Below are 21,711 nucleotides of genomic sequence, written 5' to 3'. Positions count from 1 at the left end.
GTCTGGTGCTGGCCGGGCCTTTTTGTTTCTGAAGGAAGGGGAGTCAAACGTGGAGACACTAAAGAATGCCATTCTCAGCGGCCTGTATGACCAACGCTACCGGGGCCATGAACTACTGGGCCCGGCCCTGTTGGATAACCAATCCGGTGATCCGCTCTGGCTGAGCCTGCGCCGTGAACTGCTAACTTGCCGAAGCTTTACTTGGGCGGTGGCCTTCATCACCCAGAACATGCTGGCGCCCTTCAAGGTCGTGATGGCTGACCTGGCCGCCAAGGGGGTGTCTGGGACGATCATCACCGGAGATTACTTGGGCTTCAACTCGCCGACCGTCTTTAGCGAGCTGGTGAAGATTCCCAACCTGACTGTCCGGATTGCCCAGGCGACGGGTTTCCACGCCAAGGGCTACCTCTTCGACCATGGCGACTACCAGACGGCCTACGTCGGCAGTGCCAATTTCACCCGGTCGGCCCTGCTGGAAAATGCCGAATGGGTGCTCCGGGTGAGCTCGGCGACCGATGCGACCCTGACAAAGCAGGTTGAAAGGCAACTGGCGGCGCTGGAGCAGGCCAGTCAACCGCTTGATGATCATTGGCTGGCTGACTATCGGGCCAAGTGGGTGCCGCCGGTTCGCCCGCCGGCTAAGTACACCTCGCCAGCTCCGGTCGCGCCAAATGCCATGCAGGTAGCGGCGCTCCGGGAGCTCCACGCCCTGGTGGCGGCCGGTGCTCACCGTGGTCTGGTGGTTTCGGCCACTGGGACGGGGAAAACCTACCTGGGGGCCTTTGCCGTCAGAGACTTTCGGCCCCGGCGCTTCCTCTACGTGGTTCACCGGGAACAGATTGCCCGCAAGTCACTGGCGAGTTTTCGCCGGGTGATCGGTGGACTGGACAGCGACTACGGGATGCTGACCGGGGACCGGCACGATTGGAACGCCAAGTACCTGTTTGCAACTATTCAGACCCTCAGCCAACCCGCCGTCCTGAAGAATTTGGCCCCAACGGCCTTTGACTACGTTCTGGTTGATGAGGCCCACCGGGTGGCGGCACCAAGCTATCGGCGGGTGCTGGACCACTTTCGGCCACAATTCTGGCTGGGGATGACCGCCACCCCGGACCGGCCGGATAATCAGGATGTTTATGCGGCCTTCGACTACCACTTGGCTTATGAGATCCGTCTCCAGGATGCCCTGGAAGCGGGGATGCTGGCACCCTTTCACTACGTCGGTGTTCAGGATTACGTTACACCTGGTGGTGAGCAAATCAACGATACTAGCAGCCTCCGCCGTCTGGTGGCTGCCGACCGGGTTCGCTACGTCCTTCAGCAAATGGATTACTACGGCTATTGTGGAAGTCAGCCACGGGGGCTCGTCTTCTGTTCCCGGCAGGACGAGGCCCACGAGTTGGCGGCGATGTTCTCTGCTGCCGGGCATCCGGCGGTGGCCCTGACCAATACGGACAGTCCATCTCGCCGCCGTGATGCGGTTGATCGGCTGGAGGCGGGAAAGTTGGAGTATATTATCACGGTGGACCTCTTCAACGAGGGGATCGACATTCCCTCGTTGAACCAGATCGTGATGTTGCGCAACACCCAGTCGGCAATTGTCTTCCTCCAGCAGCTTGGCCGGGGGCTGCGGAAGTATCCGGGCAAGGATTACGTGACTGTCCTGGACTTCATTGGTAATTACAAGAACAACTACCTGATCCCGCTGGCCCTCAACCACGACACCAGCCGGGACATTGACCGGGCCCGGGCGGAAACCCGCCTGCCGGGAATTATCGGGGTGTCGACGATCAACTTCGACCGGGTCGCCACCGCCCGGATTCTGACCTCCCTAGCCCAGACTAAGCTGGATTCGATGCGGGTCCTGCGACAGTCCTACCAGGAACTAAAGAATCGGCTCGGTCGGGTGCCCTACCTTGCCGACTTCTATCGCTACGGGTCGACGGCGCCCCAGGTCTTTGCTGGTAATCCGCGGTTAGCGCACTACGGAAGCTTCCTGAATAAGGTGGGCGAACGGGTGGCTCTGCAGTCCAATGAGAACAAGGTCCTCTCCTTTGTCACTAAGGAACTGCTGAACGGCAAGCGCCCCCACGAGCTCCTCCTGCTGGACGAGTTACTCAAACATGGTGAGTGTTCAACTGCCCGATTGGCAGAACGCTGGCGGACGGCCGGGGCCTATGACACCCCGGCGGTCCGGCAGTCGGTGGCCGATATCTTGAGCCTTAGTTTCTTCGACGTGAAGGCAGGGAAGGAGACCAAGAAGGCGCGCTACGGTGGCCGGGCGTTGGTGGACGTGACCCCAGACGGTTACCGCTGGCATGCGCCGGTCGCCGCGGCCCTGGACAACCATCAGGACTTTCGCCGCCTGCTGACGGACGCGATCAAAACGGGGCTGGCCCTCAGTCAGACTTATGATCCGGGGCAGCCCTTCACCCGCGGCCAGCGCTACGACCGCCGGGACGTCTGCCGCCTGCTGAACTGGCCCCAGGACGTCAGCGCGCCCATGTACGGCTACCGGGTAGCAGATGATGAGTGCCCAATCTTCATCACCTATCACAAGACAGATCAGGAACGGCGTAACGCGGTTTACGATAACGAGCTCCGTGACGGTCAGTCCCTGCGCTGGTACACCCGGAGTCCTCGCCATTTAAATTCTCCCGAGGTTCAGCAGCTCCTGGCGGGGGTGGATACCGGCCATCCCGCGGTGACTCTCCGGCTCTTTGTGAAACGCAGCGATGCGGCTGGCAAACAGTTTTACTACCTCGGCACCGCCAAGATCGACCCGGCTTCGGTGCGCGAGGAACAGCTCGGTCCGAAGAAGAAGGCGGCCGTGGGGATGGACCTTATCCTTGATCGGCCCCTGACACCGCGGCTGTATGGGTTGTTATTTGATTAATAAAAGATCTCGTGAACGATGAACCAATCAACTCACGAGATCTTTTCATTTTAAACTTGCATTTCCGCCTCCCTGCCTATATACTTAGTTACATAAGTAATTAACCAAATAACTATCGAGGGGTGATCCTGTGCAATTCGATTTTGACGGTTCGGCGCCGCTGTACCAGCAGTTGGCGGCCCAGATCGAGGAGATGATCTTCACCGGCGGCTTCGACGAGGGGGCCCAGGTGCCATCAACGACCCAGCTGTCACAGCAACTCCATATCAACCCGGCTACGGTCCTCAAGGGGATGAACATGCTGGTCGATGAGGGCTTGCTGGAGAAGCGGCGGGGGCTGGGGATGTTTGTTCGTCCCGGGGCCCGGCAGAAGATCATGGAACGTCGCAAGGATAATTTTTACAACGACTACGTCAAGAAGCTCCTGGTGGAGGCCGCCAAGCTCGGCATCACCAAGGAGCACCTGATTGAACTGATTGAACGGGGGGAACACGATGGAACAATTAAGCATTAACCACATTTCAAAGCGGTTTGGCCGTCAGCTGGTCTTGGACGACGTCTCGTTCACCCTGGCGCCGGCCAAGATCTACGGCCTGCTGGGGCGTAACGGGGCCGGGAAGTCAACCCTGCTGAACATCATTACTAACCGGATCTTTCCGACGTCTGGGACGGTCAAGCTGGGTGATCTGGACACTAATAATAACGATGACGCCCTCGGCAAGATGTTCTTGATGGGTGAGGCCAACCTCTATCCCAAGCGGACCAGCATTCGACGGACCTTTGACCTGGCCAACGAGGCATACGGGCAGTTCAACTACCAGACCGCGGCCCGCCAGCTCCAGGAGTTTGGTCTTGACGACCAGCAGCATGTCAATGACCTGTCGACCGGTCAGCGGACCATCGCCAAGTTGGTCCTGGCCCTCAACGTCGATGCGGACTACATCCTGATGGACGAGCCGGTCCTCGGCCTCGATGCCACCCACCGTGATCTCTTCTACAAGGAACTGCTAAAGTCCTACCAGGCCAAGCCACGGACCTTCGTCCTGTCGACCCACCTGATCGAGGAGGTTGCGCAACTGGTGGAGCACGTGGTCATCATCGACCAACATAAGGTGATTGCCGACGACCAGGTCCAACACCTGCTCGATTTGGCCCACACCGTCAGCGGCCCGGCCAAGCTGGTCGACGAGTACACGGCTGGCCTGCGGGTCCTGGCCAGTGAGAACCTGGGCAACATCAAGACGGCCTACCTCTTAGATGACTTGGATGACCAGCGGGTAATCCCCGACCAGGTCAAACTCGGTCACTATGACTTACAGCACTTATTCATCTATTTAACGAGCGGAGGCGAACACAACAATGATTAACACGAAACAGAAAATGGTTGCCAGCAACGCCTTTCATCGCCTGGGCTTGGCGGCCCTGATTACAGTGGGGTGGATTGTCGGATTCGAGCTGGTCACCTACCTGCTTGGTCTGGCCTTCAATCACAACCTAACTTCCTTCTTGGTCAGCCTGCAGGGGATCCCGGAAACCCTGGTGGCCTTCCTGCCGATCGTCCTAGCGGCTTACTTCCTGATGACTGCCTACGTTGACTTCAAGTGGGCAATCCAGAATGGCATTTCCCGGTCGACCCTCTGGCAGGGACGGTTAATTGCCCTCCTGCTTAGTTCGGTTCTGGTTTACCTGGTGGATGAACTACTGACCATGGCGTACCGACCGCTCGGTGACTGGCGGGAAATCCTGATCAACTTTGGCGGCCTTTTGACGACCGTCCTGACCTGTCAGGCGATCGGCAACGGCTTCAGCCTCTTGAACCGGAAGTGGAAGGTAATCGTCGGCATCGGCCTGCCGGTGATGGCGATTATCCTACTGATGATGATGCTGAGTGGGTTGGAACACCTGAGTACGGGGATGCTGCCGACCTACCAGGATGACCATTTTGTCGGTCCCCTGGCCTGGGTCTTCAACTTGACACTGTCTCCGGTAACCCCTTGGATCATCTGGGCCATCTACCTAGTCATTGTCGTCTACCTGACCAAACTATTCAACGACCGCCTGCAACTACGGCGGGACTAACGAAAAGACCAGCGCGTTCATTATTGCGCTGGCCTTTTTACTTGTATTAACAATGTTGCCCGCTTCCCTTGTTATGTGACTTCTTTTTCCTTCTTGTTGTCGTTGGTCAGTTCTTCACGCGTCTTGACGTCGTTGATGTGCAGCTCAAACTTGACCAGCTTCAGCCCGGTCATCTGTTCCAGGGCCGTGGCAACTTCTTGGCAGGCGGCCTTGAAGATCTCAGGTGCGGACTTGCCGTATTCAATGGTGGCGTCCATCTTGACAGCGGCTTGTTTCTCGCCGGCATCGACCTTGATTCCCTTGGTGACACTGGTTCCAGACGTTACCTTGTCAGCAAATTCGCTAAACATGTTGCCGTCGAGGGAGACAATCCCGGGAACCCGGCTGACGGTGATCCCAGCGATTTTCTCGATTACCTGGTCGTCAAAAGTCAGTTGTTGGTCAACAGCGTTTTTAGTAGTTTGGTTAGTGGTTGTCATTATAGTGCCTCCTGTGGGTGCTTAGTTGCTGATTTTTTCGAGCATCTTGCTCGTAAACTTGTTGAGAGAGTAACCCATGATATCGAGCACGTAGCCAATGGCGCCGAGAATCAGGGTGGTTAAGAGGATCGCCAGCATGGGGAGAAAGCCCCAGGCGACCCAGCTGACACTGATGATCAGACCGACCACCATGAAGATTATTGCGAGTTTCATTGTGCACCTCCTAGACGATCGCGACGGATTGCTTGTGACTATAAGGCTTCAGGTTGACCTTGAGCTTACGTAGTTCGATGTCAAACTGTTGCTTCAGGTTCTGAGCAACCGTGCGCTGGATGTTGCGTTGCAGGAGCTGCGGGTTGGAACGCTGGGAGAGCATTCCGCCCACGGTGACGTCTGCCTGCTGACTGTTGCGGTGCATCTTGACCTTGACGTCGGTGTTGTAGAGGTCATAGTCGGCCAGGGCGAGGCAGAGATTCTTCTCCACCGCTGTCTGGTCAACGCGCATCTGGTAGGGACCATCGTGAACAATTGTCATCTTCTTGGTTGTGGTTGGCCTAAAGACGGCGATTCTGATCGTCACCAGGGCGAGGATCACCAGGTAGGCGGCAATCACAACCATGGTGATCTGGCCCGGCTCGGTTGCCAGCCAGCCGAGGGCAACTTGTGCCCAGGCCTGGTCTTGGAAATACCAGAGGAGGATTCCCCCGCCGGCCACCAATGCCTGAATTAGGAAGGCCCAGAATGCCCACCATTTTTTTCATGCTGCCATCCGCATCACTCCTTTCATTTGAATTGCTGTTGCTGTTTTTGCTATGTCTTAACTATACCAGGTCCGAGACCTAATTAGGTAATTTTCATATCTTCTAAAGGTGTTCTTAATTATGTCATGGCGTAATCCTGACAACTACATAGATAAGAGGGACTAAACATACATTTATTAATGATTAGTATATTAATTACGGGGATAGGTAAACAAAAACACCCACGATGAACCGTAGACGTTGGATAATGATTAGTGTTTTTTAGTTCTTAATTGTGCATCTGCCGGGCCTTCAGTGCCCACAGGATCGAGACGGTATCAATGACCTCCTGGAGCATGGCGCCGACGAAGGCCGGGATAATCCCGGTGGTGGCGATGAGCATCAGGATGGTACAGATCGCGATCCCGATCAGGACGGCCTGCTTGGCGATCTTGATCGTATCCATTGAGATGGCGACCGCCTTAGCGACCTTATAGAGGTCATCCTTCAAGATCACAACCGCCGCTGACTCGCTGGCGGCCGATGAACCGTGGGCCCCCATGGCAATCCCGACGTCGGCCGTTACCAGGGATGGAGCGTCATTGACCCCGTCACCGACCATGAAGACCGGGTGAAGGTTGGCTGGGACGTTCCTGAGGGCTGCAATCTTGTCCTGGGGCAGGAGGTCGGCCTTGACGTTGGTGATTCCGACTTGGCTAGCAATCCGTTCGGCGATGGCCCGCTGGTCACCAGTCAGCATCATTAGGTTAGTGACACCAAGCTTACGCAGGGTGGCCATCGTCCGTTCGGCTTCCGGCCGGATATGGTCGGTGAAGGTGATGGCCCCGTAGTAGTGGCCGTCGATACCGACGTAGATTGCGGTGGCCTTCAGTAGTGGCTGATCACTCTGGGGAGCAACGTACTTGAGCTTGCCAACCTTGACCTGGTGCCCAGTGATGGTGGCGACCACGCCCTTTCCGGTGGTTTCGACCAGGTCGCTGACCGGCAGGAGATTGACCGTTCGTTGGCTGGCGTAGGCTAGCAGGGAACGGGCCAGGATGTGGGATGATTCCTGCTTGGCACTAGCGGCGAACTGGAGGAGCTGATCCCGGTCAGCAGTGTTGGCGGGGCGCACCTCATCGACTGTCAGCTGACCACTGGTGATCGTTCCGGTCTTGTCAAAGGCCCCAGTCTTGGCGCCAGCCAGCTTCTCCAGGACACTCCCGGTCTTGACGATGATCCCGTTCCGCGAGGCCCGGCTCATCCCCGAGACCATTGCCACCGGGGCGGCCAGGATCAGGGGACACGGTGAGGCGACGACCAGGACCTCCGCAAACCGCCGCGGGTCCTTGGAGAGCCACCAGGCGGCTAGTGAGATCAGGACGGCGATGATGGTGAAGGGGTACCGCGTACCGGTCAGCCAGCCGGACAAAGTGAGCCGGGGTACTCTCGGCCTCCTTGACCAGCCTTGACCAACTGCTGGTACTGGCTGTCCTTGGCGAGCTTGGTGACGGCGATCGTGACGGCACTGTCCCCGTTGACCGATCCGGACATCACCGCATCGCCGACCCCCTTATCAACCGGCTTGGATTCCCCGGTCAGCGAGGCCTCGTTGAACAGGCCGGCTCCCTTGACGATCTTACCGTCGACGGGGACCAGTTCCCCGGGTTTAACCAAGACCTGCTGGCCGACCTGGACGGCGTCGACCTTGACGTCCTTGGTGCCGTCGTCGGTGATGACGTGGGCCACCTGGGGCGAGTTGTCGAGCAGGGCCTTGAGCTCCGTGTTGGCCTTCTTGGCGGCGTAGTCCTCAAGGGCGTCACCCCCGGTCAGCATAACCAGGATGACCATCGCGGCCCAGTATTCGCTGACGGCTAGGGTGGCAACCACGGCCAGAATCGCTAGCAGGTCGACTCCGTACTTACCGGAGCGCAGCGTCTTGATCATGCCGATGAACATGGTCAGCGCCACCACGGCCCCGACGACGGTGACCAGGACCTGGGCAAAAAACGGTTGGTGAGCACCGTACTGGAGCAGGAGGGCCACTGCCGCAATCACAAGGATCAGGATCAGCTTCTGCTTATTTGACAGGCGTTTCATTATAAACATCCCCATAAAAACTTATTATCTCCATTATAGGTGATGTATGGACTTATAACAGGCGTTGTCAGAAAAGTCGTGAAAAAACGCCGCCCATTGACAAAATAGTTGTCACCGGACGGCGGATTCGTTAAGGTTAGGGTAGGTCTAAAAGGAAAGGGTGAGACTAATGAAGATTATCGTAATTTCGGGTAGCGCTCACGCCAACGGGGCCTCGATCTACCTGGCCGATCGCTTCGTTGCCGGATCCACGGCGGCCGGGCACCAGGTTGAACGCTACAATGTGGTTGACCACCAGACCAACTTCGTCATGGTGGCAGAAAACGAGGACCCAATTCCCCAGGATGACGACGGGGCTCAGCTGCTAAACAAGGTGGTCGCCGCCGACCTAGTGGTTCTGGTGACCCCGGTTTACTACTACGCGATGAGTTCCCTGCTCAAGACCGTCATCGACCGTTTCTATGAGGTCAATGAGGAACTGAAACAGGCCGATAAGCGGATTATGATGATGGCGACGGCCTATGACCCGGACGAGCACGTCTTTGATTCAATGAAGATCAACTACCGCCAACTGGTAAATTATCTCGGCTGGCACGATGCCGGGACCGTCTGGGATCACGGTGCTCTGACTCATCCCCAGATTGATCAATATGGTCAGCAGGCCTATGATCTGGGGGCGCGACTGCGAGACTAGCGGCGGTTATTGAGGTAGAAGGCCAGGGCAATCAACAATGCGAGGACGATGATCGCCAGGCGGGGGTCGGCCTTGAAGAGCTCATGCATGGCGTGGACCTGGCCGATACCGAGGGGTAGATTGAACATAATTAACAACTCCTTTTCCCTTAATTATGCCGGGGCCACTGACTGAGGGCAAGCAAAAAGATTTCTTTATGTTTGGGCAAAACGGTTGGCTTTACCGGCTAATTCCGGGATAATAGTCGTGAGGAAGAATTACCCTCACGATGCTAGTTGCTGCACAACGAAATGGAGGAACACCAATGACCAAGATTTACGCTTACAGTATTCGTAAGGACGAGGAACCGTACCTGAAGGAGTGGGCCGCCGCCCATCCGGAGGTCGATGTCGACTACACCAGCGACCTATTGACTCCGGAAACCGCCAAGCAGGCGGCCGGAGCCGATGGGGTGGTGGTCTACCAGCAGCTGGATTACACGCCGGAGACCCTGCGTGCCCTGGCTGACGAGGGGATCACCAAGATGTCCCTGCGAAACGTCGGGGTTGACAACATCGACATGGCGACCGCCAAGGAGCTGGGCTTTGAGATCACCAACGTCCCAGTCTACTCGCCGAACGCGATTGCCGAGCACGCCGCCATTCAGACAGCCCGGATCCTGCGACAGACCAAGGCCTTGGACCGTAAGATTGCCAGCGGTGACCTGCGCTGGGCCCCGACGATCGGGCGCGAGGTTCGGGACCAGACGGTGGGGGTCATCGGGACCGGTCACATCGGTCAGGTCTACATGCAGATTATGGAGGGTTTCGGCGCCAAGGTGATTGCCTACGACGTCTTCCACGACCCGAAGTTGGAGGCAGCCGGCTACTACGTTGACTCCCTGGATGACATTTATGCCCAATCTGACGTGGTGTCCCTCCACGTGCCAGCCCTGAAGAACACCATCAAGATGATCAACGACTCGACGCTGGCGAAGATGAAGGACGATGCGGTCCTGGTCAACGTCTCCCGTGGCGCCCTGGTGGACACGGACGCGGTAGTTCGGGCCCTGGACAGTGGTAAGCTCTTTGGCTTCGTGATGGATACCTACGAGGACGAGGTCGGCGTCTTTAACGTTGACTGGCGGGGAAAGGACTTCCCGGACGCCCGGCTCAAGGACCTGATCGACCGGCCAAATGTCCTAGTCACGCCGCATACCGCCTTCTACACTACCCATGCCGTCCGCAACATGGTGGTGAAGGCCTTCGACAACAACCTAGCCCTGGTTAACGGTGAAGCGCCAGCCACGCCAGTTAAGGTTGAACCATAGTAACGATGGGATCCCAGCATGACTGGGGTCTTTTTTGATTAAGAAGGGAAGATTAGATGACAGACAAGGATAAGGAGAAACTTCGTCAACGCCTGACGCCGACCCAGTATGCGGTCACCCAGGATGCCGCCACGGAGCGCCCATTCACTGGTCGCTACGACCACTTTGACCAGCCGGGAATCTACGTCGACGTGGTCAGTGGGGAGCCACTGTTCTCGTCTTTGGACAAGTACGACGCCGGTTGCGGCTGGCCGTCATTCACCAAGCCAATTGCCAAGCGGGTCGTCAAGGAGAAACGCGACCAGTCGTTTGGGATTGAGCGTACCGAGGTCCGCAGCAGGCAGGCGGACTCCCACTTGGGCCACGTCTTCACTGATGGGCCGACCGATCGGGGTGGGCTGCGCTACTGCATCAACTCCGCGGCCCTCCAGTTTATCCCGGTTGCGGAACTAGAACGGGCCGGTTACGGTGAATACCGCCAGCTCTTTGAATAGTAAGCAAAACGACCACAGTAATGATCCCGGAAATCATGACTGTGGTCGTTTTCGTTATAAAAGAATAATTGCTTAATTTAGATTATTGTTGGGGTTTACCACCTACAAACATCCCGGCAGCAGAAGCTATAATAATTCCAACAAAACTTACAACAGCAATCATGTTACTTAAAGCTGACATCATGGTAAACACCCTTCCTTTTCTAAAAAGCTTTGTTACCTCTCAACACCTTTATTATAGCAATCTTCGGCCATCATGCTGATAATAATTGGCTAATTTTTCAATAAGTAAAACTGGGACAGAACTTATTGAATGCTTAGGAATGGTTAATGATTTATCATAATGTTCTCTGTAAAAACAGGGAGGGGATTTTGACTCATTTTCGAATAGTGAACGATCCTGGGAAACGGCCGAAACAATCTTCACCTTTTCTTAAACAATTGGCAATTCCTCTAAAAAATTATCAACCAATAATAAAAAGGCCGCCTTCTCAGCGACCTTTAGGGAGTTTATTAAATTCTAATTGAAGAAGTCACGGGCGATCTGCTTGTAGGCCTTGATCGCTGCCAGGTAACTCGGAATCGTGGTGCACTCATCAGTCTGGTGGGCCATGTTCCAAGAGTCACAGCCGAGGACAACCACGGGGAGGTCTGGTCGGTTGAGCGTGAAGACACTGGCGTCGGTGGCCCCGTTAATCGTTTTGAGTTCCACGTCATTTGGATAGTTCCGCTGGGCAGCGTGGAGGGCCAATTGAACAAAGTCGTTGTCCGGCTTGGTCAAAATCGGCCCGAAGCTCTGAGTAACCTTTAGTTCCAGCTGGAACGGAGTCTGGTGGTTGACTTGGTCCACCAGGTCATTCAACCGGTCCGTAACCGCCTGGTTGTTGAAGGCCGCGGTTGGCCGGATGTTGCCGAAGAGTTGGGCCTGGTCGGGGATCGTGTTGGCCTGCTTACCACCCTCGATGATGGTGATGCTGTGTTGGACCTTGCCCAGGTACTGGTCATCGGCCACGTCGCCAAAGAGGGCCCGTTCCTGCTCAATGAAGTGGAGCAGGCCGTCGATGGCGTTGATTCCCTGGTCGGGATGTGAACTATGGACGGACTTACCGATGCTGGTAATCCGGTAGGTGATGCTGCCGGAGTGGGCAAATACCACGTTTCCGCCGGTTGGTTCCCCGACCACCAGGGCGTCCAGACCATCGGCCACGCCCTGTTTCTCCAGTCGCCAGGCCCCCGGGGTGCCCAATTTTTCACCCGCCGTGGCGATAAACTTGAGGGTCCCGGCCGGCAGGTGCCCGGCCTCCTTTAATTCAATCAGGGCAATTGCCTGAGCGGCCAGGCCGGATTTCATGTCGGCGGCCCCCCGTCCGTAGATGTGGCCGCTGACGACCTCACCGCCGAAGGGATCGTGCTGCCAGCGGGTCGGGTCCGGGACCGCCACTGTGTCCATGTGGCCGGTGAAACCGAGGATGCGGGGATCGGTACCGTCACCGATCTGGGCAATCAGGTTAGCCCGGCGGTCACCGAAGGCATCGACAGTAACGTCAATGTCGTGGGATCGTAGCAGTTTTTCCAGGTAATCCGCCACTGCAATCTCATTGCCGTTGACGGAGTGGATTCTGATCAGGTCTTGCAGGATGCGGACTTGTTCGTTGGTTTCCATAGTAGTAGCCTCCTTTTGCCGGGGGTCGAATTAGAATGGATTAGCGTGTCTGGTGATCGAGCTTTTTGGCGATAAAGTCACCAACCACCTGGATGATCAGGACAAAGAGCAGCACGAGCAGGGTGGCAACCAGGGTCACATCATTGTTGAAGCGGTTGTAACCGTAAGAAATGGCGGTGTTACCAAGGCCACCAGCCCCGATGGCCCCGGCCATGGCGGTCAGGCCCACCAGACTGATCAGGGTCACCGTGGAGACCCGGGTCAGTTCGGAACGGGCCTCACGCAGGTAGACGTCCTTAATGATGTCCCAGTTGGTTGCGCCGATGGCTTCGGCCGCCTCGATCTTACCGTGGTCGACGCTCTCCAGTGCCACCTGGACCTGCCGGGCGTAGAAGCCGAATACCCCAATGGTCAGGGGAACAAGGGCCGCGGTCGTCCCAATCTGGGTTCCAACCAGCAGCTGGGTGAATGGGGCGATGAAGGCCAGCAGGATGATGAACGGGATGGCCCGGAAGATTGATACAATTTTATCACAGACGTTAAACCAAAATCTATTCTCAAGGATGCCGCCGGGTTCGGTGACCACCAGGGCGACCCCGAAGAGGAGGCCGAGGATGCCACCGAAGATTGCCGGCCAGAAGGTCATGTAGATGGTCTGAATGATTGAGGTACCCCAACCGTTATCACCACCCCAGCCGAGCTGAATAACGTTTGGTAAAAAGTTACTCATTCCAAATCCTCCTATCATCAATCTTAGTTACGGTTACGTTGCTTTGCTTGAGGAAGTCGACGGCCTGGTCACGCTGGCCTTTGTCGCCCTTGACGACGATGAACAGGGTCCCGACCGGCTGGTCACTTAAGACCTCGACGTTCCCGTAGAGGATGCTGGCCTCGACGTTGAGCCGCTTGTAGAGCTCGACGATAATCGACTGGGTCACGTTGTTACCGTTGTAAACTAGCTGGAAGAGCTCCTCGTTATCGTTGAGGTGGTCGAGGTTGAAGGCCTTGAGAGTGTCGATGGCAGCCAGGGAACCACCGACAAACTGCCGGGTCAGCTCCTCCTTTGGCCGCAGGAAGACGTCCTGGAGGGCGCCCTTCTCGATGATCTTACCGTGTTCCATGACGGCGATCTTATTGGCTACCCGCTTGACGGCGTCCATTTCGTGGGTGATCAAGACGACAGTTAGACCAATCTTCTGGTTGAGGCGCTTCAGGAGGTCAAGGATCTGGTTGGTGTTCTGCGGGTCCAGGGCCGAGGTTGCCTCGTCGGAGATCAGGATCTGCGGGTCGTTAGCCAGCGCCCGGGCGATGGAAACCCGCTGCTGCTCACCACCGGAGAGCTGGACCGGGTAGAATTCGGCCTTGTCCTTTAGCCCAACCAGGTCGAGCAGTTCCAGGACCTTCTTCTCCTGGGCATCATCGTCGAGGTCGCTGTGCTTGAGGGCGAAGAGGACGTTTTCGATCACTGAGGTCTCGTTGAGCAGGTTGAAGTGCTGAAAGATCATACCGATCTTGCGGCGCTTGCTCTGGAGCTCCTTGTTGGAAATCTGCTGCCGGTGGTCACTGAAGAAGGTGTCACCAGCAACGGTCACCGTGCCGTCCGTCGGCTTCTGGAGGAGGTTGATTGTCCGCACCAGGGTCGACTTCCCAGCCCCGGAGTAACCAACAATTCCGTAGATGTCGCCGGGTTGAATCGCTAAGGAGACGTCTTGGACGGCGCGAACCACCTTCTTACCCTGCTTAAAGGTTACATTAATGTCTTGTAGGTTAATGATTGGGTCTGCCATGCAAAGTCCTCCTATTACTTATTGAAGTTCAGGTCCCAGGCTGGTAATTCAGCGGTACCGTAGTGCTTCTTGATGAATTGCTTCGTCTTTTCGGTCTGGTATGCCTTGACCACGTCTTGGTAGGTCTGCTTGTCCTTGTTGCTCTTCTTGGCGGCAATGATGTTGACCCACTGTTCGGAATCCTTGTTGATTGGTTCAACGAAGATTGCGGACTTGTAGTTGATTCCGGCGGCCTGGGCGTAGTTGGTGTTAACCACCGCGGCGCCAACGTCCTTTAAGGAACGGGCGGTCTGCTCAGCAGCTAATTCCTTGAATTGAATGTTCTTCGGGTTCTTGGCAACGGAATTGGCGCTGGCCAGGGTCGTCCCCTTCTTGAGGGTGATCAGTCCGGCGTTCTTCAGTGCGAAGAGGGCCCGGGATTCGTTGGTGGCGTCGTTTGGCACGGCGACCGTGGCGTCATCCGGCAGGTCCTTTAAGCTCTTGTACTTGTCGGAGTAAACCCGGATTGGGGTGATGTAAGTATCACCAATGGAGACGATGTCGGTGTGGTGCGCCTTGTTCCAACTCCGCAGGAAAAGTTTGTGCTGGAAGGCGTTCAGGTCAATATCACCGTTTTCCAGGGCCTTGTTCGGCTGGTTGTAGTCGGTGAAGTCCTTGGTCTTGACCGTGACGTGATACTTGTCCTTAGCGGTCTTGGCAACGGACTGCCACAGCTTGGCCTCGTTCTTGTCACCGGCCATGATTCCCACGGTCACCGTCCGTTGGCTCTCCTGTTTGGGCCGGACAAAACTAAAGTAACCGGCGATGATAACCAGGATGGCTACGACCACCCAGATGATTGTTCTCTTCTTCTTTCGATTCCGCATAGTAATAACTCCCTTTCATATTATCTTGCTGCATTTAATTAACCGAAGTCGGTGTGGGGATGAAAAAAAGCACCCGTCCCCTAAACTAAAGGACGAGTGCTTCGCGTTACCACCCTTATTCGCTGCGCCGTCACCGACCCAGCCTCAGTAGGTTACTCTAACCACGGTTAGAATTACCTAGCACGAATAACGTGTGCTAACCCGTTACTGGCTAATCACGATCGCCAGTACCATTCCAAGCCCATCTTCGGCAACGACACCTGCTTCCTTCCACCAACCGGAAGCTCTCTTGAAGGCTTTGTTGCTTACTCTGCTTTTCGATATGTTTAACTTCGATTAATTGATTATGGCTTTATTATAATAAGTTTCTCATTCTTGTCAACACTTTTTATGGCGAAATTTAATTTGAAAAGATATCTACTATAAACTAATTGTCAGAAAATCCTTGCTGGTGACCGGGAGATAAACTGATCGCCCAAAGCTAGTGATGGGGCTGGCGTTTAATGGTAAAGCGTGTTATATTAAAATTCAATGAGACAAGTTAGACGAAAGGGGTCTTAATAATGGCACGAAAAGTTGCAGTAATCGGAATGGGGCATGTCGGCTCGACCGTTGCCCACTACATCGTCGCGAATGGTTTTGCGGATGACCTGGTCCTGATCGACACGAACGAGGCGAAGGCAAAGGCCGATGCCCTGGACTTCAAGGATGCGATGGCCAACCTGCCCTTCCATACCAACATCATCGTCAACGATTATGCGGCGTTGAAAGACACCGATGTGATTGTTTCCGCCGTTGGTAACATTAAGCTCCAGGACAACCCGAACGCGGACCGGTTCGCTGAGCTGCCGTTTACCCGTGACGCCGTTGCCGATGTGGCACAGCAGATCAAGGATAGCGGCTTCCACAGCAAGATTGTGGTCATCACTAACCCGGTCGACGTAATTACCTCCCTCTACCAGAAGATCACCGGCCTGCCGAAGGGCCACGTCATCGGGACCGGGACCCTGCTAGATTCTGCCCGGATGAAGCGGGCGGTGGCTGACCGCCTGCACGTCGATCCTCGTTCCGTGGCTGGCTATAACCTCGGTGAACACGGAAACTCCCAGTTCACGGCCTGGTCGACGGTCAAGGTACTTGACCAGCCGATCACCAAGCTGGCTCAGGAGAAGGGCCTCGACTTAGACGAGTTGGATAAGGAGACCAAGATGGGCGGTTGGACCGTCTTCCAGGGCAAGAAGTACACCAGTTATGGGGTTGCCACCGCGGCGGTTCGCCTGGTCAATGTCATCCTGTCTGATTCACTGACGGAGCTACCGGTCTCCAACTACCGGGCCGAATACGGGGTCTACCTGTCATACCCAGCGGTGGTTGGCCGTGACGGGATTGTCACTCAATCACAGCTGGACCTGACGGAGGAAGAACTTAAGAAGCTCCAGACCTCAGCGGACTTCATCAAGGAAAAGTATGCGGAGAGCCTGGCCGCCACGAAAAAGTAGCCAAGCAGCTTAAAAGATGATAGAGTAAACAGTAAATTCATTAAGGGACTATGACGGTTGTCGTGGTCCCTTTTCGTCTGAAAGGAAAACTAACAATGACTAAAGAAGTTAAAAAGATCATTGCCACTGTCATCTTTTGCGAGTTCCTGATCTGCTTGGGGATGAGCCTGATCTTTCCGGTGATGCCCTTCATCAAGAATGAGTATGGCTTCTCGGCCTTCGACATGGGGATGATGTCCTCCCTGTTTGCCTTCGTTCAGTTTGTGGCCTCACCAATCGTCGGTCGGATCTCCGACAAAATTGGGCGAAAGCCGATGTTGGTGTGGGGGCTTTTGATCTTCTCTCTTGCCGAGTTTCTGTTTGCGATCGCCCAGCACCTCTGGGTCTTCGATGTCTCACGCGCGGTTGACGGCCTGTCGGCAGCGATGTTTGTGCCCACCTCGATGGCACTAGCTGCTGACCTGACGACCGCCCGTCAGCGGGCCAAGGTGATTGGCTGGCTCTCGGCGGCCTTCAGCGGGGGTCTGATCCTGGGTCCCGGCCTGGGCGGCATCCTGGCCAACGTCAGTTACAAGTTTCCATTCTGGGTGGCTGGCGTCCTGGGCCTGATCAGCACCGTGGTGGCCTGGAGCCTCTTACCGCGCGATGACGATGAGCGTTTCCAGAGTACGACCAAGCACCCGGAAAACCAGTTATTGGGCAGTACTCGATCCCAGCTCAGGCAGCTCATGACCCCGGCCCTGATCACCTTGTTTATGATGATCTTCGTGGCCGCCTTTGGCCTAGCGGGCTTTGAGAGTATCTACAGCCTCTACGTCAACGAGGTGCACCACTTTGACCTGGCGACGATTGCCCTGGTTTTGACCCTGAACGGGATCATCTCCCTAGTTCTCCAGGTCTTCTTCTTCGAGGGCCTGGTCCACTGGCTAGGGGAGGTTCGCTTGATCCGGTACAGCTTTTTTCTCAGCGTTGTGGGAACGGTCTTCGTAATCTATGACCACTCCCATTGGCAGCTGGTGGTGGCGACCCTGGTTGTCTTCGAGGCCTTTGACATGTTGCGGCCAGCGATCACGACCCTGCTGACCAAGATGAGTAAGAGCAACCAGGGGCTATTGAACGGGATCAACATGTCCCTGACCAGTGTCGGGAACATCATTGGCCCGCTGATCTCGGGGGCCCTGCTGGACATGAACTACCAGTACCCGTACTGGGTGGTCATCGTCTTCCTGGCGGTGGCCTTCGTCATCACCTTTGGCATGAACCGCCTGGTCGTGCGGGATTGAAAAATAGGTTTGGTGAGCAATCTGATTTTATTAATCGTGGTTGGCTTCTTAGTAGTGGCACCCACGACGGAGATCAGGCCTGCCATCTAATAATAAAGGCGTCGTTAGTGAGCGATCACTAGCGGCGCCTTTTGCTTACATCACGTTATTCCGACCGTACTTACACATTGCCAGCAGGGGACAGTGTGCGCACTGGGGATTACGGGCCGTGCACTGGTAGCGGCCCCAGAAGATCATGCTGTGGTGGGCATCTAGCCACTGCCGTTCGGGCACGGCGGCCATCAGCCGGTGCTCAATCTGGAGGAGGGTGGCCTTTGGTTCGACCATGGCTAATCGGCGAGCAACCCGGCTGACGTGGGTGTCGACGGCGAAGGCCGGAATCTTGAAACACTCGGCCAGCACCACGTCGGCTACCTTACGCCCGACGCCAGGCAGACTCATCAGTTCCTTACGGGTGTGGGGGACCGTCCCACCAAAGTCGTCGATGATCGCCCGGGAGCAGTTGACCAGGTACTTGGCCTTGTTGCGGTAGAGGCCAAGGCGCTTGATGTAGGGTTCGACGTCTGCTGGTTCCACCGCCGCCAGGTCGCGGGGACCCGGAAAACGCTGGAAGAGGGCCGGGGTGATCAGGTTAACGGACTTGTCGGTCGCCTGGGCACTGAGGATGGTGGCCAGGAGGAAGTGGAAGGTGGTATCAGCCTCTAGGGTGGTACCGGCATCGGGGAAGGTATGACGCATGACCTTGATGGCGCGCCGGATTTCGTGGTCGGTTAGCATGGGAAGACTTCTTTCTATAGTAATCTTAGCTAAATTGTCGGTGGTCCGTGAATGTAAGTCAAGTCTGGTTAATATGTACATTAAAATATTTTCATTTTACAATACGCTATTACCGATGCTCCTTTCATCGAATAAAACATTAGTAGCTAATAAATGAAAGCGATTTCTCTTGACGGCTACCCCTTAAGTTATTTAAAATTAATTAAATAAACATTTGACCTTAAGGAACGGACTTGGTAGAATAAATTAAAGTTTTTCTTATGATTCTAATAAAATTCTAATGAAGGAGGAAGAGTTATGAGTTTTTGGAAAACGATCACGCGGAAAGAAGATCCGCATGTTTACGAAAGCAAAGACAGCCATCTGGTCCGATCGCTGCGGGTGCGGGACTTTCTAGCACTGGGTGTCGGAACCATTGTGTCGACTTCGATCTTCACTCTTCCCGGTGAAGTTGCTGCGATGCATACCGGTCCGGCGGTTGCCATCTCGTTTCTGGTGGCGGCCGTAGTTGCCGGGCTGGTTGCGTTTGCGTATGCCGAAATGGCGGCGGCGATGCCGTTTGCCGGGTCTGCATACTCGTGGATCAACGTTGTCTTTGGTGAGTTCTTTGGCTGGATTGCCGGGTGGGCACTGCTGGCCGAGTACTTTATTGCCCTAGCCTTCGTTGGTTCTGGTCTATCGGCCAACTTTCGGGCGCTAATCGCCCCCATGGGGTTGAAACTGCCGGCTTCACTATCTAACGCCTTTGGGACCGATGGCGGGGTCGTGGACCTGGTTTCCGTTATTGTCATTGCCCTGGTGGCCCTCCTCGTTTCCCGCGGGGTCTCCCGGGCGGCCCGGGTGGAGAACATCCTGGTGGTCCTGAAGGTCTTTGCAGTCCTGCTCTTTATCGTGGTCGGCCTGTTTGCCATCAAGGCGACCAACTACGTTCCCTTCGTCCCGAAGTATCATGAAACTGCCAACGGTCCGTTTGGTGGTTGGCAGGGGATCTATGCTGGGGTCTCCATGATCTTCCTTTCCTACATCGGCTTTGACTCGATCGCCGCTAACTCAGCCGAGGCGGTCAACCCGCAGAAGACGATGCCACGGGGGATCCTTGGTTCCCTGGCGATCGCCGTGGTCCTTTTCGTCGCTGTCAGTTTGGTCCTGGTCGGGATGCTTCCATACCAGAAGTATGCCAACAGTGCCGAACCAGTCGGCCTGGCACTGCGGGCCGCTGGTCATGGCGGTGTGGCCGTAGTTGTTCAAACCATTGCCGTTGTGGGGATGTTCACCGCATTGATCGGGATGAGCATGGCCGGTTCGCGGCTGATCTACTCCTTCGGTCGTGACGGCATGTTACCGAAGTGGCTCGGGGGCCTCGACAAGAGTAAGCGGCCGAACCGGGCACTGTGGACGCTGACCATCGGGGGAATCCTGATCGGGGCCTTCTTCCCGTTCGCCTTCCTCTCCCAGCTGATTTCCGCGGGGACCCTGATCGCCTTCATGTTCGTTTCCCTGGGGATCTATGCCTTGCGGAAGCGTGAGGGTAAGGACATTGCCAACCCAGCCTTCAAGATGCCGCTCTACCCGGTTCTGCCAGCGTTGGGCTTCCTGGCCTCCCTGTTTGTCTTCCTCGGCCTGGACTACCAGGCCAAGTTGTATGCGGGGATCTGGTTTGTCCTCGGCTTGGTCATCTACTTTGCCTACGGGATGCGCCATTCCTACCTAAACAATAAGGGGGCGGATGATCATGAGTGAGGAAAGTAATCGTCAGATTCTGGAAAAGGAACAGGCGGCCTTCGCGACGGCGGCCCGCATCAAGTACTATGACATCGTGATTGACCATGGGCACGGGGCTATTATCACGGATGTTGAGGGCAACGACTACATCGACCTCCTGGCTAGTGCCAGTTCGACCAACACCGGGCACGCCCATCCTAAGGTCGTCAAGGCTATCCAGGACCAGGCCGCTAAGATCATTCAGTATACGCCGGCCTACTTTGCTAACTCCCAGGCGGCTCGCCTGGCACCGCGCTTGGCAGCTCTGGCCCCAATGAGCGGCCCAGTCGAGGTTGCCTGGGGGAACTCAGGCTCGGATGCCAACGACGCCATCATCAAGTTCGCCCGGGCCTACACCGGCCGCTCCTACATGGTCTCCTTCACTGAGGCCTATCACGGGTCGACCTTTGGCTCTATAACCCTCTCTTCGGTTACCCTGAATATGAGCCGGAAGATGGGGCCGCTCCTTCCTGGTGTGGTCAAGGTGCCGTTCCCGTCGCCGTGGGACCGTCTGCCCGCCGAGAGTGAGGGCCAGTTCGTCGACCGGATGTTTGCGGCCTTCAAGCAGCCGTTTGAGACCTACCTGCCGGCCGAGGAGACCGCGGCCATCCTGATCGAACCGATCCAGGGCGACGGGGGGATCGTCAAGACCCCACCGGCTTTCATGCAGAAGATCTATGACTTCGCCAAGGAGCACGGGATTCTCTTTGCCATCGACGAGGTCAACCAGGGGATGGGGCGGACCGGTAAGTGGTGGTCCATTCAGAACTTCCCCGGCATCGAACCCGACCTGATGTCCGTCGGCAAGTCCCTGGCTTCCGGGATACCGCTGAGTGCGATCGTCGGCCGTAAAGAGATCATGGAGTCTCTGGGTTCCGCCGCCAACATCTACACGACGGCGGGAAACCCAGTCACGACCGCGGCGGCCAACGCCACCCTGGACGTGATCAAGGATGAACACCTGCTGGAGCGCTCGACGCGACTCGGCAAGAAGGCGGCGGACTTCTTCAACCAGGAGAAGGCCAAATACGACTTCATCGGCGACGTCCGGATGTACGGCCTCGACGGTGGTATCGACATCGTTGATCCGGCTACTGGTAAGGGTGACGTCGTAGCGACTACCAAGCTGATGTATCGGATCTTTGAGCTCGGCGCGATCATTATCAGCCTGCGGGGGAGCATCCTGCGTTTCCAACCGCCGCTGGTAATCACCGATGACCAGCTCGACCAGGCCTTTGGGATGATTGACCAGGCCTTTAGCGAGCTGGCGGCCGGTAAGCTCGA

General features: G+C 56.1%; 19 protein-coding genes, 2 pseudogenes and 1 other annotated feature. Of the genes and pseudogenes, 11 read left to right on the top strand and 10 right to left on the bottom strand.

The window, feature by feature from the left end; translation table 11 throughout:
- Positions 1 to 49 precede the first annotated feature (49 nt).
- From FD34_RS02680 to FD34_RS02665, 4 genes are all read left to right on the top strand, one after another.
- Positions 50 to 2,896, top strand: coding sequence for a DUF3427 domain-containing protein (locus FD34_RS02680; RefSeq protein WP_057806558.1), 2,847 nt, complete (start codon positions 50 to 52; stop codon positions 2,894 to 2,896).
- Positions 2,897 to 3,026: 130 nt separating this feature from the next.
- Positions 3,027 to 3,410, top strand: a complete 384-nt coding sequence (locus tag FD34_RS02675; protein ID WP_057806556.1) for a GntR family transcriptional regulator — start codon at positions 3,027 to 3,029, stop codon at positions 3,408 to 3,410.
- Entirely contained in the window at positions 3,391 to 4,263 is an 873-nt protein-coding gene (locus FD34_RS02670; protein ID WP_057806555.1) for an ATP-binding cassette domain-containing protein, read from the top strand. The genes FD34_RS02675 and FD34_RS02670 overlap by 20 nt, the downstream gene beginning before the upstream one ends.
- The gene (locus FD34_RS02665; protein WP_057806553.1) at positions 4,256 to 4,975 is read left to right on the top strand and encodes a hypothetical protein; all 720 of its coding nucleotides are present in this window, start codon (positions 4,256 to 4,258) and stop codon (positions 4,973 to 4,975) included. Before FD34_RS02670 ends, FD34_RS02665 begins: the two co-directional genes overlap by 8 nt.
- A 71-nt stretch (positions 4,976 to 5,046) precedes the next feature.
- Here FD34_RS02665 and FD34_RS02660 read toward each other — a convergent pair whose 3' ends face one another.
- The 4 genes and pseudogenes from FD34_RS02660 to FD34_RS02645 all read right to left on the bottom strand — a co-directional run bounded on the left by FD34_RS02660 (position 5,047) and on the right by FD34_RS02645 (position 8,294).
- Positions 5,047 to 5,454: an Asp23/Gls24 family envelope stress response protein gene (locus FD34_RS02660; RefSeq protein ID WP_057806551.1), complete on the bottom strand. Its 408-nt coding sequence runs from the start codon at positions 5,452 to 5,454 to the stop codon at positions 5,047 to 5,049.
- A 21-nt stretch (positions 5,455 to 5,475) separates the two neighbouring features.
- Complete coding sequence (locus FD34_RS02655) at positions 5,476 to 5,667, bottom strand: hypothetical protein (RefSeq protein ID WP_057806549.1); 192 nt, start codon at positions 5,665 to 5,667, stop codon at positions 5,476 to 5,478.
- 10 nt (positions 5,668 to 5,677) lie between these two features.
- Positions 5,678 to 6,199, bottom strand: a pseudogene (gene amaP, locus FD34_RS02650) (alkaline shock response membrane anchor protein AmaP); the annotation flags it as partial.
- Positions 6,200 to 6,483: 284 nt separating this feature from the next.
- Positions 6,484 to 8,294 (bottom strand): annotated as a pseudogene (locus FD34_RS02645) (heavy metal translocating P-type ATPase).
- Positions 8,295 to 8,463: 169 nt separating this feature from the next.
- Here FD34_RS02645 and FD34_RS02640 point away from each other — a divergent pair.
- Positions 8,464 to 8,988 carry a flavodoxin family protein gene (locus FD34_RS02640; RefSeq protein WP_057806547.1) on the top strand — a complete coding sequence of 175 codons (525 nt, stop codon included), beginning with the start codon at positions 8,464 to 8,466 and terminating at the stop codon, positions 8,986 to 8,988.
- Here the strand turns inward: FD34_RS02640 and FD34_RS08870 are convergent.
- Positions 8,985 to 9,116 carry a hypothetical protein gene (locus tag FD34_RS08870; protein WP_265890736.1) on the bottom strand — a complete coding sequence of 44 codons (132 nt, stop codon included), beginning with the start codon at positions 9,114 to 9,116 and terminating at the stop codon, positions 8,985 to 8,987. The two genes, FD34_RS02640 and FD34_RS08870, sit on opposite strands and share 4 nt — an antisense overlap.
- A 176-nt stretch (positions 9,117 to 9,292) precedes the next feature.
- Between FD34_RS08870 and FD34_RS02635 the strand changes: the two genes are divergently transcribed.
- Positions 9,293 to 10,297 carry a D-2-hydroxyacid dehydrogenase gene (locus FD34_RS02635; protein ID WP_057806545.1) on the top strand — a complete coding sequence of 335 codons (1,005 nt, stop codon included), beginning with the start codon at positions 9,293 to 9,295 and terminating at the stop codon, positions 10,295 to 10,297.
- Positions 10,298 to 10,353: 56 nt separating this feature from the next.
- Complete coding sequence (msrB, locus tag FD34_RS02630) at positions 10,354 to 10,791, top strand: peptide-methionine (R)-S-oxide reductase MsrB (protein ID WP_057806543.1); 438 nt, start codon at positions 10,354 to 10,356, stop codon at positions 10,789 to 10,791.
- A 520-nt stretch (positions 10,792 to 11,311) separates the two neighbouring features.
- Here msrB and FD34_RS02625 read toward each other — a convergent pair.
- Genes FD34_RS02625 through FD34_RS02610 form a run of 4 tightly spaced genes read right to left on the bottom strand, consistent with a single transcriptional unit; the run spans position 11,312 to position 15,107 of the window.
- Positions 11,312 to 12,454 carry an ArgE/DapE family deacylase gene (locus FD34_RS02625; RefSeq protein WP_057806541.1) on the bottom strand — a complete coding sequence of 381 codons (1,143 nt, stop codon included), beginning with the start codon at positions 12,452 to 12,454 and terminating at the stop codon, positions 11,312 to 11,314.
- A gap of 40 nt (positions 12,455 to 12,494) precedes the next feature.
- Positions 12,495 to 13,202 carry a methionine ABC transporter permease gene (locus FD34_RS02620; RefSeq protein WP_407068193.1) on the bottom strand — a complete coding sequence of 236 codons (708 nt, stop codon included), beginning with the start codon at positions 13,200 to 13,202 and terminating at the stop codon, positions 12,495 to 12,497.
- A complete protein-coding gene (locus FD34_RS02615; protein WP_057806537.1) occupies positions 13,177 to 14,241 on the bottom strand; it encodes a methionine ABC transporter ATP-binding protein in 1,065 nt (354 codons plus the stop codon). Before FD34_RS02615 ends, FD34_RS02620 begins: the two co-directional genes overlap by 26 nt.
- A gap of 14 nt (positions 14,242 to 14,255) precedes the next feature.
- The gene (locus FD34_RS02610) at positions 14,256 to 15,107 is read right to left on the bottom strand and encodes a MetQ/NlpA family ABC transporter substrate-binding protein (RefSeq protein WP_057806535.1); all 852 of its coding nucleotides are present in this window, start codon (positions 15,105 to 15,107) and stop codon (positions 14,256 to 14,258) included.
- Positions 15,108 to 15,192: 85 nt separating this feature from the next.
- Positions 15,193 to 15,437, bottom strand: a binding site (T-box leader).
- Between the two features lie 233 nt (positions 15,438 to 15,670).
- Between FD34_RS02610 and FD34_RS02605 the strand changes: the two genes are divergently transcribed.
- Positions 15,671 to 16,606: an L-lactate dehydrogenase gene (locus FD34_RS02605; RefSeq protein ID WP_057806533.1), complete on the top strand. Its 936-nt coding sequence runs from the start codon at positions 15,671 to 15,673 to the stop codon at positions 16,604 to 16,606.
- A 95-nt stretch (positions 16,607 to 16,701) separates the two neighbouring features.
- Positions 16,702 to 17,889, top strand: a complete 1,188-nt coding sequence (locus FD34_RS02600; RefSeq protein ID WP_057806531.1) for an MFS transporter — start codon at positions 16,702 to 16,704, stop codon at positions 17,887 to 17,889.
- 135 nt (positions 17,890 to 18,024) lie between these two features.
- Here FD34_RS02600 and nth read toward each other — a convergent pair whose 3' ends face one another.
- Complete coding sequence (nth, locus tag FD34_RS02595; RefSeq protein ID WP_057806529.1) at positions 18,025 to 18,666, bottom strand: endonuclease III; 642 nt, start codon at positions 18,664 to 18,666, stop codon at positions 18,025 to 18,027.
- Between the two features lie 297 nt (positions 18,667 to 18,963).
- On the opposite strand from nth, the gene FD34_RS02590 reads away from it, so the two are divergent.
- Together FD34_RS02590 and FD34_RS02585 are read left to right on the top strand one after the other, a co-directional pair.
- Complete coding sequence (locus FD34_RS02590; protein ID WP_057806527.1) at positions 18,964 to 20,406, top strand: APC family permease; 1,443 nt, start codon at positions 18,964 to 18,966, stop codon at positions 20,404 to 20,406.
- A partial coding sequence (locus tag FD34_RS02585; protein ID WP_057806526.1) for an aspartate aminotransferase family protein occupies positions 20,399 to 21,711 on the top strand: 1,313 nt, incomplete at its 3' end. The genes FD34_RS02590 and FD34_RS02585, both read left to right, overlap by 8 nt.

The organism is Limosilactobacillus pontis DSM 8475 (assembly GCF_001435345.1).
Classification (GTDB): Bacteria; Bacillota; Bacilli; order Lactobacillales; family Lactobacillaceae; genus Limosilactobacillus; species Limosilactobacillus pontis.
Note: the sequence above shows the minus strand (reverse complement) of the source record. Positions and strands in the feature narration are given on the sequence as shown.

Coding starts and splice junctions, on each gene's coding strand:
- FD34_RS02670 (WP_057806555.1), top strand. CDS start 3,391: ATGGAACAATTAAGCATTAACCACATTTCAAAGCGGTTTGGCCGTCAG.
- FD34_RS02665 (WP_057806553.1), top strand. CDS start 4,256: ATGATTAACACGAAACAGAAAATGGTTGCCAGCAACGCCTTTCATCGC.
- FD34_RS02660 (WP_057806551.1), bottom strand. CDS start 5,454: ATGACAACCACTAACCAAACTACTAAAAACGCTGTTGACCAACAACTG.
- FD34_RS02655 (WP_057806549.1), bottom strand. CDS start 5,667: ATGAAACTCGCAATAATCTTCATGGTGGTCGGTCTGATCATCAGTGTC.
- FD34_RS02640 (WP_057806547.1), top strand. CDS start 8,464: ATGAAGATTATCGTAATTTCGGGTAGCGCTCACGCCAACGGGGCCTCG.
- FD34_RS08870 (WP_265890736.1), bottom strand. CDS start 9,116: ATGTTCAATCTACCCCTCGGTATCGGCCAGGTCCACGCCATGCATGAG.
- FD34_RS02635 (WP_057806545.1), top strand. CDS start 9,293: ATGACCAAGATTTACGCTTACAGTATTCGTAAGGACGAGGAACCGTAC.
- msrB (WP_057806543.1), top strand. CDS start 10,354: ATGACAGACAAGGATAAGGAGAAACTTCGTCAACGCCTGACGCCGACC.
- FD34_RS02625 (WP_057806541.1), bottom strand. CDS start 12,454: ATGGAAACCAACGAACAAGTCCGCATCCTGCAAGACCTGATCAGAATC.
- FD34_RS02620 (WP_407068193.1), bottom strand. CDS start 13,202: ATGATAGGAGGATTTGGAATGAGTAACTTTTTACCAAACGTTATTCAG.
- FD34_RS02615 (WP_057806537.1), bottom strand. CDS start 14,241: ATGGCAGACCCAATCATTAACCTACAAGACATTAATGTAACCTTTAAG.
- FD34_RS02610 (WP_057806535.1), bottom strand. CDS start 15,107: ATGCGGAATCGAAAGAAGAAGAGAACAATCATCTGGGTGGTCGTAGCC.
- FD34_RS02605 (WP_057806533.1), top strand. CDS start 15,671: ATGGCACGAAAAGTTGCAGTAATCGGAATGGGGCATGTCGGCTCGACC.
- FD34_RS02600 (WP_057806531.1), top strand. CDS start 16,702: ATGACTAAAGAAGTTAAAAAGATCATTGCCACTGTCATCTTTTGCGAG.
- nth (WP_057806529.1), bottom strand. CDS start 18,666: ATGCTAACCGACCACGAAATCCGGCGCGCCATCAAGGTCATGCGTCAT.
- FD34_RS02590 (WP_057806527.1), top strand. CDS start 18,964: ATGAGTTTTTGGAAAACGATCACGCGGAAAGAAGATCCGCATGTTTAC.